The sequence below is a fragment of the Microbacterium sp. NPDC089190 genome (assembly GCF_040701795.1).
Taxonomy (GTDB): domain Bacteria; phylum Actinomycetota; class Actinomycetes; order Actinomycetales; family Microbacteriaceae; genus Microbacterium; species Microbacterium galbum.
The window spans coordinates 51,840-64,058 of sequence record NZ_JBFBHF010000004.1; the positions used below are offsets into that span (position 1 = coordinate 51,840).

The 12,219-nt window shown below is 71.1% G+C and carries 12 protein-coding genes; 1 reads left to right on the forward strand and 11 read right to left on the reverse strand.

The window, feature by feature from the left end; translation table 11 throughout:
- Window positions 1-27: 27 nt before the first annotated feature.
- A complete protein-coding gene (gene pheA, locus AB0230_RS13725) occupies window positions 28-990 on the reverse strand; it encodes a prephenate dehydratase (protein WP_315994502.1) in 963 nt (320 codons plus the stop codon).
- 128 nt (window positions 991-1,118) lie between these two features.
- Here pheA and pgm point away from each other — a divergent pair, with 128 nt between their 5' ends.
- A complete protein-coding gene (gene pgm, locus AB0230_RS13730; protein WP_363389241.1) occupies window positions 1,119-2,765 on the forward strand; it encodes a phosphoglucomutase (alpha-D-glucose-1,6-bisphosphate-dependent) in 1,647 nt (548 codons plus the stop codon).
- A gap of 361 nt (window positions 2,766-3,126) precedes the next feature.
- Here pgm and AB0230_RS13735 read toward each other — a convergent pair whose 3' ends face one another.
- The 10 genes from AB0230_RS13735 to AB0230_RS13780 all read right to left on the reverse strand — a co-directional run bounded on the left by AB0230_RS13735 (window position 3,127) and on the right by AB0230_RS13780 (window position 12,211).
- Window positions 3,127-4,173 (reverse strand): NAD(P)-dependent alcohol dehydrogenase, encoded by a 1,047-nt coding sequence (locus AB0230_RS13735; RefSeq protein ID WP_315994500.1) that lies wholly within the window; start codon window positions 4,171-4,173, stop codon window positions 3,127-3,129.
- Window positions 4,174-4,326: 153 nt separating this feature from the next.
- Window positions 4,327-4,947, reverse strand: a complete 621-nt coding sequence (locus tag AB0230_RS13740; RefSeq protein WP_363389238.1) for a bifunctional 4-hydroxy-2-oxoglutarate aldolase/2-dehydro-3-deoxy-phosphogluconate aldolase — start codon at window positions 4,945-4,947, stop codon at window positions 4,327-4,329.
- Complete coding sequence (locus tag AB0230_RS13745) at window positions 4,944-5,885, reverse strand: sugar kinase (RefSeq protein WP_366376303.1); 942 nt, start codon at window positions 5,883-5,885, stop codon at window positions 4,944-4,946. Before AB0230_RS13745 ends, AB0230_RS13740 begins: the two co-directional genes overlap by 4 nt.
- Complete coding sequence (gene kduI / locus AB0230_RS13750) at window positions 5,885-6,727, reverse strand: 5-dehydro-4-deoxy-D-glucuronate isomerase (protein ID WP_366376305.1); 843 nt, start codon at window positions 6,725-6,727, stop codon at window positions 5,885-5,887. The genes AB0230_RS13745 and kduI overlap by 1 nt, the downstream gene beginning before the upstream one ends.
- Window positions 6,728-6,858: 131 nt before the next feature.
- Window positions 6,859-7,623: a 2-dehydro-3-deoxy-D-gluconate 5-dehydrogenase KduD gene (gene kduD, locus AB0230_RS13755; protein WP_315994496.1), complete on the reverse strand. Its 765-nt coding sequence runs from the start codon at window positions 7,621-7,623 to the stop codon at window positions 6,859-6,861.
- Window positions 7,620-8,468, reverse strand: a complete 849-nt coding sequence (locus AB0230_RS13760; protein WP_366376307.1) for a fumarylacetoacetate hydrolase family protein — start codon at window positions 8,466-8,468, stop codon at window positions 7,620-7,622. Before AB0230_RS13760 ends, kduD begins: the two co-directional genes overlap by 4 nt.
- Window positions 8,465-9,661: a glycoside hydrolase family 88 protein gene (locus AB0230_RS13765; protein WP_366376309.1), complete on the reverse strand. Its 1,197-nt coding sequence runs from the start codon at window positions 9,659-9,661 to the stop codon at window positions 8,465-8,467. The genes AB0230_RS13760 and AB0230_RS13765 overlap by 4 nt, the downstream gene beginning before the upstream one ends.
- A 20-nt stretch (window positions 9,662-9,681) precedes the next feature.
- A complete protein-coding gene (locus AB0230_RS13770) occupies window positions 9,682-10,356 on the reverse strand; it encodes a DUF624 domain-containing protein (RefSeq protein ID WP_366376311.1) in 675 nt (224 codons plus the stop codon).
- Window positions 10,357-10,358: 2 nt separating this feature from the next.
- A complete protein-coding gene (locus tag AB0230_RS13775; protein WP_315994492.1) occupies window positions 10,359-11,273 on the reverse strand; it encodes a carbohydrate ABC transporter permease in 915 nt (304 codons plus the stop codon).
- Window positions 11,273-12,211 (reverse strand): sugar ABC transporter permease, encoded by a 939-nt coding sequence (locus AB0230_RS13780; protein ID WP_315994491.1) that lies wholly within the window; start codon window positions 12,209-12,211, stop codon window positions 11,273-11,275. The genes AB0230_RS13775 and AB0230_RS13780 overlap by 1 nt, the downstream gene beginning before the upstream one ends.
- Window positions 12,212-12,219: the final 8 nt, after the last annotated feature.

Below are 12,219 nucleotides of genomic sequence, written 5' to 3' on the forward strand. Positions count from 1 at the left end.
CGAGCGGGGTGAGCCCGCCTACGGTGCTCAGGTCTCGGGCTCGCCGCTCAGCAGGCCGCGCAGCCAATCGCGCGCCTCGACGAACACGTCGTCGCCGTAACGGGGCGGGTAGCGGACGATCGCGCGGTCGGCCCGCGCGTACGAGCCCAGGAAGATGACCTTCGGGCTGAAGCGCCGCAACCCCAGCAGCGCGTCGGCCATGCGCTCGTCGTGCACGTGGCCGTCGGCGTCGATGACGAAGCGGTAGCGGCCGAGGGCGTCGCCGATGGGCCGGGATGCCAGCAGGCTGAGGTTGATGCCCCGGGTGGCGAACTGCTCGAGCAGCTCGAGCAGGGCACCGGGGTGGTCTTCGGGGAGCTCGACGATGAGCGAGGTCTTGTCGGCGCCGGTCGGGGGCGCGGGAGCCACGGTGCGGCTGACGAGCACGAAGCGCGTGACGGCGTTGGGGTTGTCGCCGATGCCCTCGGCGAGGACCGTCAGGTCGTGGTGCGCGACGATGCCGGGTGCGGCGATCGCGGCGTCTGCGGCGCTCGTGCCGTCGAGCACACCGAGGGCGCTGGCGACATTGCTCTCGGCGGGAAGGTGGGCGTGCGCGGGGACGTTCCGGCTCAGCCAGCCGAGGCACTGCCCGTAGGCGACGGGGTGCGCGGCGATGAGCGACACATCGGCGAGGGTCGCTCCGGGCCGTCCCACGAGCACGAAGTTCACGGGCACGAGGTACTCGCCCACGATGCGCAGACCCGGGACCGTCGCCAGGGCGTCCTGCGCGGTCGACACTCCGCCGTCGACGGAGTTCTCGATCGCGATCATCGCGGCATCCGAGCGCCCCTCGACGACGTCGGCCAGCGCCTCGCCGACGTTGCGCACGGGCCGCCAGACCTGGTCGCGGGCCTCGGGGACCTGCGCGAGCGCGGCTTCGGTGAACGTGCCGGCGGGTCCCAGGTAGCTGTAGGTACGGCGGGCGGGCACGGTCTCTGTGTCGGGCAGCACGGCGTACAGCCTAGACCGGCGACGCACGGCCTCTCTTCGTGGCCGGCGGGGGCGCCGCACGACGACGGATTCGCCGTGAATGCGCAACGGCGTGTGCGCATGTCGGAGGGAGCGGGCAGACTGGGCGCATGAGCAGTCGCGCAGGACAGCCCGCCGAGGCATCCGATCTCATCGACATCGACGAACTGATCGCCGCCTACTACGACCGCAAGCCGGATGCCGCGGTGCCAGAGCAGCGCGTCGCCTTCGGCACGAGCGGTCACCGGGGCTCGTCACTGAGCACGAGCTTCAACGAGGACCACATCCTCGCCACCACCCAGGCGATCGTCGACTACCGCGCGGCGCAAGGCATCACCGGCCCCCTGTTCCTCGGTCGCGACACGCACGGCCTGTCGCTGCCGGCGGAACGCAGCGCCATCGAGGTGCTGGTCGCGAACGGCGTCGACGTGCGCGTCGACTCCCGCGACGCGTGGGTGCCCACCCCGGCGCTCAGCCACGCGATCCTCACGTACAACCGCGACCGTGCGACCGACGATCCGGGCCGGGCGGACGGCATCGTCGTGACCCCCTCGCACAACCCGCCCCGCGACGGCGGCTTCAAGTACAACCCGCCGCACGGCGGCCCCGCCGACACCGACGCCACCGGCTGGATCGCCGACCGCGCGAACGAGCTCATCGCCGCGGGCCTCGACGGCGTGCAGCGCACCCGTCACGCCGACATCGACCTCGACGGCCTCGGTCAGTACGACTTCCGTGACGCGTACGTTCGGGATCTGGCATCCATCATCGACGTCGACGCCATCAAGAGCGCCGGCGTGCGCATCGGCGCCGACCCGCTGGGCGGGGCGTCGGTCGAGTACTGGGCGCTCATCGCCGAGGTCTACGGCCTCGACCTCACCGTCGTGAACCCCGAGGTCGACCCGACGTGGAAGTTCATGACGCTCGACTGGGACGAGAAGATCCGCATGGATCCCTCGTCGCCCTCGGCGATGGCCTCGCTCGTCGCCGCGCGCGACGAGTACGACATCCTCACGGGCAACGACGCCGACGCCGACCGGCACGGCATCGTCACCCCCGACGCGGGGCTGATGAACCCCAACCACTACCTCGCCGTCGCGATCGACTACCTCTTCTCGCACCGCGAGGGCTGGCCGACGGATGCCGCGGTGGGCAAGACGCTCGTGTCGTCGATGATCATCGACCGCGTCGCCACCTCGCTCGGCAAGACGCTGCTCGAGGTGCCGGTGGGCTTCAAGTGGTTCGTCCCGGGTCTGCTCGACGGCTCCGTCGCCTTCGGCGGTGAGGAGTCGGCCGGTGCGTCGTTCCTGCGCAAAGACGGCACCGTGTGGACCACCGACAAAGACGGCATCCTGCTCTGCCTTCTCGCTGCCGAGATCCTCGCCGTCACCGGCAAGACGCCCTCGCAGCGCTATGCCGAGCTCGAGGCCGAGTTCGGCGCCTCGGCCTACCAGCGCGTCGACGCTCCCGCGTCGCCCGCGCAGAAGTCGGCCCTGTCGAAGCTGTCTCCGGATGCCGTGACCGCCACCGAGCTCGCCGGTGAACCCATCACCGCGAAGCTCTCGCACGCGCCCGGCAACGGCGCCGCGATCGGCGGCCTGAAGGTGCAGACGGAGTCGGCGTGGTTCGCCGCGCGTCCCTCCGGCACCGAAGACGTCTACAAGCTGTATGCCGAGTCGCTGCGCGGCGAAGAGCACCTGCGCGAGGTGCAGGAAGAGGCCCGCGCGGTCGTGTCGGCCGCTCTCGGCCAGGCCTGACCCACACGGTTCGTCAGCGGCGTCGCCCCTCGGGGCGGCGCCGCTTTCGTGTGTCCGGGGGTCGCGCAGCGCACGGGCCCGGCAGAGCGGGGCGCCGCGGCAGAGCGGAGGCGGACGGCCACGGCCCCACCCCCGCCGATAAACGCGGTTCCTCACGAGACACGGTGCGACACCGCGTTTACGCGAAGGAATGGCGTTTATCGGAGCGGGGGGGAAGGGGGAAGGCGGAGGATGCCGCGGCCCCGAGCGCTCAGCAGAACGTCGGGGCAAGGGAAAGCCCGGGAACGCCGCGGCCCCGGCACTCCGAAGAGCGTCGGGGCCGTGGCATCCGGGGCCGGAGCCGGGATTCAGGACGCGAGGGTCACGCGGGGGCGAAGGTCTTCGCGTCGATGACGAAGCGGTAGCGCACGTCGCTCTTGAGCACGCGCTCGTAGGCCTCGTTGATCTGGTCGGCCGAGATGAGCTCGGTCTCGGGCGCGATGCCGTTCTCGGCGCAGAAGTCGAGCATCTCCTGGGTCTCGCGGATGCCGCCGATCGACGAACCGGCGAAGGAACGACGGTTCGTGAACAGCGTGAAGACCTGGATCGGCAGCGGCTCCGGCGGGGCACCGACGTTGACCATCGTGCCGTTCAGGGCGAGCAGGCCCAGGTACTGCTTGAGGTCGAGCGGGGCGCTGACGGTGTTGATGATGAGGTCGAAGTGCTTCTTGAGCGTCGAGAAGGTCTCTTCGTCCTTCGTCGCGTAGTAGTGGTCGGCGCCCATCTTCAGGCCGTCGTCCTTCTTGCTGAGCGTCTGCGAGAGAACGGTGACCTCGGCGCCCATGGCGTGGGCGATCTTGACGGCCATGTGGCCGAGACCGCCGAGGCCGACAACGGCGACCTTCTTGCCGGGGCCGGCGTTCCAGTGGTTCAGCGGCGAGTAGGTGGTGATGCCGGCGCACAGCAGCGGCGCGGCCTTCTCGTAGGGGATCGACTCGGGAACGCGCAGCACGAAGTGCTCGTCGACGACGATCTTCTCGCTGTAGCCGCCCTGGGTGATCGTGCCGTCGACGTCCTTCGCGCCGTACGTGCCGATGTTGCCCTTCTCGCAGTACTGCTCCTCACCGGCGAGGCAGTTCTCGCACTCGCGGCAGGAGTTGACCATGCAGCCGACGCCGACGCGGTCGCCGACCTTGTGGCTGGTCACCTCGGAGCCGACCTCGGCGACCGTGCCGACGATCTCGTGGCCGACGGTCAGGGGGTAGGGCACGTCGCCCCACTCGCCGCGGATGGTGTGGATGTCGGAGTGGCAGATGCCGGCGTAGGCGATGTCGATCAGGACGTCCTTCGGGCCGACGTCGCGGCGCTCGATGGTCGTGGGCTCAAGGGGCGAGGTCGCGGACGACGCCGCGTAGGCGTTGACGTGCATGGGTCTCCTCGGTGGGATCGTTGCGGACGGTCAATCTTCTCCCGCCGACGCCCTCGCGGGTCGGGCTTGCACGGATGTGCGCGAAGTGCCAGGAACCGTCGCTCGCCGGGCCCGGTGAGCGACGATTCCTGGCACCTCACGCGACGGGGAGGGTCAGGCGTGCGAGAGCAGAGCGGCCAGGCGCGGCAGCTGCGTGGGGTCCTCGAGAGCCGAGCCGACCGCGGCGACGCGCACCCCGGCATCCAGGAAGTCCGACACGTTGCCCGCGTCGAGGCCGCCGGTCGCGACGAACCGCACGTCGGGGAACGGGCCGCGGATCACGCGGAACCACGCCGGCCCGAGCCACGTCGCCGGGAACGCCTTGAGCCAGCGCAACCCGAGCGAGACGGCGAGCTGCACCTCGCTCGGCGTCGCCACGCCGGGGAGGATCGGGATGCCGTGCGAGCGGGCCGCGGCGACCACGGCGGGATCGAGTCCGGGCGAGACGAGATAACGCGCACCGGCCGCCACGGCGATCGGCACCTGGGCGGGGTCGACGATCGTTCCGGCGCAGACGATCCGGTCGCGCTCGGCCCCCGCGGCGCACACCGCGCGGAGGGCTTCCTCGTCGGCCGGGGTCTGCAGGGGAACCTCGACGTTGTCGATGCCGAGGTCCCACGCCGTCGCGGCGAGCGCGAGCGAGCGCTCCCGCCCCATGCCGCGCAGGATCGCCATCAGCGGAGCGGAGGCGAGAGTGTCGTCGAACCACGCGGCGGTGGCATCGGGAGGCGTCATGCGGAGGTCCTGTCGAGGTGCGGGGTCGGGAGTGCGGCCGTGTCGTGGATCGAGTCGCCGTAGGTGCGGAGGGTGAGGGCGGCGCGTTCGTGTCCGGCCGCGAGTCGGGCGGAGGCGTCGAGTCCGCGGGCGCGCGCGGCGAGGTAGCCCCCGGCGAAGGCGTCACCGGCCCCGACCGCATCGAGCACCTCGACGCGCAGCGCGGGTACGAAGGTGCGCCGCTCCGACTCGAAGACAGTGGCCCCGACGTCACCGTCTTTGACGACGAGTTCGGCCACCGCGGGCAGGAGGGCGCGCACGTCACCGTCGGTCGGGGTCGCCCACAGCGTCTCGGCCTCATCGCGACCGACGAAGACGACGTCGGCGCGGGCCGCGAGGGCGGCGAGCACGGCACCCGCCTCCGCCGCGGGCCACAGCGCCGCCCGGTGGTTCACGTCGAAGCTCACCGCGACGCCGACCGCGCGGGCGCGCGTGATGGCCACGTCGAGGAAGGCGCGCGCCGAGGCGGAGAGGGCGGCGGTGATGCCCGAGACGTGCAGCACGTCGACGTCGTCGAGCGCGAGGGAATCGGCATCCGTCGGGGCGAGATGCGAGGCGGCGGACCCGGCCCGGTAGTACCGCACCCCCCGTCCGGGGTCCTTGATGTAGAGCCCGGTCGGATGCCGCGCATCGCGCACCACGCCCGTGGTGTCGACCCCGCGCGCCGAGACCTGCCGCAGCACACGGTCGCCGAGGGCGTCGCGTCCGAGGCGGCTCGCCCATCGCGCCGTCATCCCGAGCGCCGCCGCGTGGGCGGCGACGTTGGACTCCGCGCCTCCCGCGTCGACGAGGAAGGTCGCGGCATCCACGACCCCTCCCCCGTCGGAGGGCGCGAGCATCGCCATCGTCTCGCCGACGGCGAGGAGCACGGGCGAGGGCGTGGGCGAGGGGGCGACCATCACCGCAGGTCGGTGATGGGGGCGGCATCCATGTCGTCGAAGGACTGGTTCTCACCCGCCATGGCCCACACGAAGGAGTAGGCGGCCGTACCGACGCCCGAGTGCAGCGACCAGCTCGGCGAGATCACGGCCTGGTCGTCGCCCACGATGAGGTGCCGCGTCTCGTCGCGCTCGCCCATCAGGTGCACGACGCGCGCGTCGGCGGGGAGGTCGAAGTACAGGTAGCACTCGGTGCGGCGGTCGTGGGTGTGCGCGGGCATGGTGTTCCACATCGACCCGGGATGCAGCTGCGTCACGCCCATGACGATCTGGCAGCTCTTCACACCGTTCTCGTGGATGTACTGGTTGAGGGTGCGGCGGTTGCTGGTGACCTGGTCGCCGAGCTCGCGCACCGTGCCCTCGCCGGGGGAGACGAGCGCCGACGGGTACGCCGTGTGCGCGGGGGCCGAGAACAGGTAGAACCGCGCCCCCTCGCCCGTCGCGGCGTCGGCGAAGACCACGTCGCGAACGCCTCGGCCGAGATACAGGCACGCGCCCGTGACGAGCTCGTACGCCTCTCCGTCGGCTGTGACCGTGCCGGGCGCACCGACGTTGACGATGCCGATCTCGCGGTGCTCGAGGAAGTACTCGCTGCGGATCTCGGGGTAGCCGGTGAGCGCGAGCTCCGAGCCCGCGGGCACGGCGCCGCCGAGAACGATGCGGTCGTGGTGCGTGTAGGTCAGCCGCACCTCTCCGGCGACGAACACGTCGTCGATGAGGAAACGCTCGCGCAGCTGCGCGGTGGTCATGCCCGGGATCTGCTCGGGGTGGGTGGCGTAGCGCTGGGGGATGGAGGCGGTCATGCGGTTCTCCTGGGGTCGAGCCCGGCGAGCCGGGCGGGTCGGGGGCCGGCCGGGCGTTGCCGGATGCGGCGGGGCGGGGCGCTCGGGTCGAGCGCGGGGCGGGGTGTCGCGCGGGGGAACGGCTGCTCAGGTCACCGCACGAGCCACCCGCCGTCGACGGGGATCACGGCCCCGGTGACGTAGGCGGCCGCGTCGGAGGCCAGGAACACGAACGCCCCCTGCAGGTCGGCGGGCGTGCCCCAGCGGCCGGCCGGGATGCGGCCGAGGATCGAGGCCTCGCGGTCCGCGTCGGCGCGGATGGGGGCGGTGTTGTCGGTGGCCATGTAGCCCGGCGCGATCGCGTTGACGGTGACGCCGGAGGCCGCCCACTCGTTCGCGAGCGCCTTCGTGAGTCCCGCCACGGCGTGCTTGCTGGCGGCATAACCCGGAACGAGGATGCCGCCCTGGAACGACAGCATCGACGCCACGTTGACGATGCGGCCCCACCCTTGCGCGATCATGCGTCGTCCGGCGGCCTGCGAGAGGTGGAAGACCGCGTCGAGGTTGACCGCGAGCACGTCGTCCCAGTCCTGCGCGCCGTGCTCGGCGGCGGGGGCGCGACGGATCGTCCCGGCGTTGTTCACGAGGATGTCGATGCGCCCGAGCACCTCGGCGGCCTCGTCGATCGCGGCGGCGAGTTCGTCGCGCGAGGCGGAGACGAAGTCGCGGTGGATCGTGTGCACACGTCGCCCGAGCCCGCGGACCAGCTCGGCGGTGTGCGCGGCGTCGCCCCGGTCGATGAGCACGAGGTCGGCGCCGGCCTCGGCGAGCGCGAGGGCGGCGCCCTGCCCGAGCCCGCGGCTCGAGCCGGTGACGACGGCGACGCGGCCGTCGAGGCGGAAGGTGTCGAGGATCATGCGGGCTCTCCCGGGGGTGCGATGAAACGGGTGGTGAGGTCGCCGAGGCCGCCCACGCGCACGGTCACCGCGTCGCCGGGGGCGAGGGGGCGGTGCGCCGCCTGCGCGGCGGGGAGCTTCTGCGGCGTGCCGGTGGAGATGACGTCACCCGGCTCGAGGGTCAGCACCTGGCTGAGGTGATGGACGACGAAGGCGACCGAGAAGATCGTCGTCGCCGTGGACTGCGAGACGGTGACCTCGCCGTCGCGCACGACCTCGACGAGCAGGTTCTGCGGGTCGACCTCGTCGGCCGTGACGATCCACGGCCCCAGCGGGGCGAAGCCGTCGAAGCATTTGCCCAGCGCCCACTGGCTCTGCTTGCGCTGCCACGATCGGTCGGAGACGTCGTTGAGCAGCGTGTACCCGGCGACGTACGACAGGGCGTCGTCGACGCTCACCGCGTGCGCGCGCCGACCGATCACGACGGCGATCTCGCCCTCGTAGTCGACGTCGTCGGCGACGGCGGGGATCACCACGGGGTCGTTGGGACCGCCGAAGGTGTTCGCCGTCTTGACGAAGACGTCGGGACTGGCCGGGTCGTCGGCGGTGGGGTCGACGCCGTCGGGCACGTGCCCGCGGTAGTTGTAGCCGAGGCAGAGCATCGTCCGCGGCGCCACCGGCGCCTGCAGCGTCGAGGGATCCAGCCGCGGCAGGGTCGCGGCATCCGTCCGCTGCACGAGGGAACGGATGCCGTCGAGCTCGGCGAACAGCTCGGGGACGGGGCGCGGGCCGAGGTCGAGCACGTGGTCGCCCGAAGGGCCCGGCACGATGGCCGCCGAGCGATCGTCGACGCGCGCGAGCCTCACCACACGGGCCGCCACTCGGGTCGGGCCGCGCGGGCGAGCGCCTCGAGGTAGAAGTAGTCGCCCCACAGGGTGCCCTCGTCGACGCCGACGTTCTTCGGCAGGTCGTACACGCTGTGCAGCAGCACCGTGTCGGCGTCCTCGGCCCGCTCCGGGGTGTACCGCGCGATGAGGGAGGCCAGGATCCTCTCCGCTGCGGCGCGCCAGCGCTCGGCACCCTCGGGATCGACCGCGGCGAGCTCGAACAGCCCGCACACGGCGATCGCGCCCGAGGAGCTGTCGCGCGGCGCATCGGCGTCGTCGCCGTAGACGAGGTCCCAGTAGGGCACGTCGTCGGCGGGGAGGTGGGCGAGGAAGTACTCGGCGCAGGTGCGCGAGGCGTCGAGGAGCGCGGCGTCGCCGGTCGCCCGGTGGTTCATCGCGAACCCGTAGATGCCCCACGCCTGTCCGCGCGCCCAGCACGAGTCGTCGAAGGCGCCCTGCTCGGTGGCGCCGCGCAGGGGCTCGCCGGTCTCGGCATCCCAGTAGAAGGTGTGGAAGGTCGAGCCGTCGGGACGCAGGATGCGCTGCCGCAGCTCGGCCGTGTGGCGGGCGACGACGTCGCTGTAGCGCGCGTCGCCGGTCTGCTCGGCCGCCCACGTCAGCAGCGGCATGTTCATGAGGCTGTCGATGATCGTGCGCCCCCGCTGCGCGGGATCGGCGAGGTCGCCCCACGCCTGGATGATCCCCGCCGACGGCAGGTAGCGGGTCATGAGGTGGTCGGCCGCGGCGAGAGCGCTCGCGCGGGCCTCGTCGTCGCCGAGCAGGCGCCAGGGCGCGACGCACGACAGCGTGTAGAGGAAGCCCAGGTCGTGCGTGTCGAGGTCGCGTTCCCCGCGCACGCGGCGTCCGAAGTCGGCGGCGTGCGCCAGGGCGGCGTCGCGGAACGCCTCGTCGCGGGTCAGCTCCCACGCGATCCACTGCATGCCGGGCCAGAAGCTGGTCGTCCAGCCGCGGTTCTCCCCCTCGGCGAAGCCGGGGACGGCCGGACGCAGCGGATAGCGGTTGGCGCGGGTGGTGTCGTCGGGGTAACGGATGCCGAACGCCTCGATGTTCGCACGGACGGTGTCGAACACCTGCGCGAGGGCGCGGTCGACGGCGGCTCGAGGGGTGTCGACGCGCGCGGCGGCCGCAGCGGTCGGAGGGGAAGTGGTCATGCGGGGGAAAGTCCTTCGGTTCAGACGGCGGCGACCGAGGAGTCGGCCGGAAGCACGGGGCGGAGGCTGAAGCGGGCGTTCGCCCACACGAGGTAGAGGGCGGGCGCGGCGGTCAGGCCCAGCGCCAACGCGGGCGAGGTGGTGAACAGCACGGCCTGACCCGCCAGCACCAGCACGCTGACCAGGCTCAGGTACCAGCGACGGACGGCCAGCACGGCAGCCGTGGACAGCAGGACTCGCAGCGGCGTCCCCGGAGCCTCGACCAGCGCGGTGAGCGCGACCGGCGCGGTGGCCACGACCAGCAGCGCGACCGTGCCGCACAGCGGCACGACGACGACGGCCCAGGATGCCGCCGACACGGCGCGCACGTCGACGAGCACGATCGCGAGGACGGCCGACGCCAGCGCACCGACGACGAGCGCCTTGCGCAGCGTCCGCCGCCAGCCGGCGAAGAAGGCGCGGACGACCCGCCCCTCGCCCATCCCGTGCGCACGGAAAGCGGTGAGGGCGCCGGCGAGCGCGGGGGCGCACAGCGGCAGGGCGATGAGCAGGAGCGGCCACGTCTGCGCGGGATCGGTGGTGAGCAGCAGGAGCACCAGCGGCGCGCAGGTGACGAGCAGGAGCACGTTCACCATGAGCCCGAGGTAGACCGTCGAGAACACGCTCGCGTAGGTGTCGTGGGGGATGCGGCGCATGATCAGCCCTTCATCCCGCTCGTCGCGATGCCCTCGACGAAGTACTTCTGTCCGAAGAGGAACACGATCGCGATCGGCACGACCGACATCGTCAGACCCGCGAACAGCAGGGCGTAGTTGGCGTCGTACAGCGTGCTGACGAAGCTCTGCAGCCCCAGCTGGATGGTCCAGAGGTCGGGGTTGCGCAGATAGATGAGGGGTCCGAGGTAGTCGTTCCAGGTGTTCACGAACGTCAGCAGCGTGAGGCTCGCGATCGCGGGGACCGACAGCGGCAGCATGATCCGCGCCCAGATCCCGTACTCGCTGAGCCCGTCGAGGCGGGCGGCTTCGGAGAGGTCTTCGGGGATCGTGTCGTAGTACTGCTTCATCAGGAACACCCCGAACGCGCCGAAGGCCTGAATGAGGATGATCGCCCAGAGGGTGTTCGACACCTTCAAGTTCGACAGCAGGATGAACTGCGGGATCATGTACGACTGCCACGGGACGGCGATGGTCCCGATGTAGACGAGGAACAGCACATCGCGGCCCGGGAAGCGCATCCGCGAGAACCCGTACGCGGCGAAGGAGCCGGTGAGCACCTGCAGGAAAGTGACCACCACGGCCAGGAGCAGCGTGTTGCGGATCCACGTGAGCATGCCGGACTGCGTCCAGATGTCGATGTAGTTGCTCCACACCCACGTCTCGGGGAACCACTTCACGGGGGCGCTGAAGACGTCGTTCGGCGTCTTGAGCGAGCTCATGATCATCCAGAAGAACGGCAGCAGGAGGGCCGCGGCCGCGACGATCATCACGGCGTAGCCGACGATGCGTCCCACGCGGCGGGCGGGGTGGGCACCGGCGACGGGTCGACGGCGCGGCGGCGTGGCCCCCGCGGTGACGAGCGTGCGGGTGGCGTCGGGAACGAGGAGATCGGTCATCAGGCGTCCCGCTTCTTGTTGATGAAGAACTGCACGAGCGTCACGACGATGCACAGGAGGAACAGCACGATGGATGCCGCCGAGGCGTAGCCGAACTGGTTCTCCTGGAAGCCCTTCTGGTAGATGAACTGCGACAGCACGAGCGTCGACTGCCCGGGGCCGCCCTGCGTCATGACGAGGATGAGGTCGAAGATCTTGAACGAGTTGATCGTGAGCATCACGGTCACGAAGAACGTGGTCGGACGCAGGCACGGCAGGGTGACGTTCACGAAGCGCTGCCAGACGTTGGCACCGTCGACGCGGGCCGCCTCATGCAGCTCGCGGGGCACGGTCTGGAGCCCGGCGAGGAACAGGATCATGTAGTAGCCCATGTCGCGCCACGTGCTGATGATGACGACGGCGGGCATCGCCCATTCCGAGGAGGTGAGCCATCCCGGCGGGTTCTGCAGGCCGAAGAAGCGAAGGATCTCGTTGATGGGCCCGTACTCGGGGCTGAAGAGCAGGTTCCACACCACCGCGATCGCCACGATCGAGGTGATGTAGGGGAAGAAGGCCGCGGTGCGGAAGAACGCCACCCCGCGCAGCTTGTTGTTCAGCAGCAGGGCGAGGCCCAACGCGACGATCATCGTCAGCGGGATGTGCAGCGCCGCGTAGTAGAGCGTGTTCAGCAGAGCGATGCGGAAGCTGCCGTCGCCGATGAGCCGTTGGAAGTTGGCGATGCCGACGAACGCCGACGAACCGAAGACGTTCCAGTTCGTCATCGACATGTAGAACAGCACGACGACGGGGACGAGCGTCAGGGCCGCGAAGCCCAGGAAGTTGGGGAGGATGAAGCTCCACCCGATGAGGGTGCTGCGCAGCGTCAGACGCGAGCGGCGGCGGGGCCGGCTCGGCTCGGTCTTCGACGCCCGGGGGCGCGTGTCGGCGATGGTCGCCATGGTGTCTC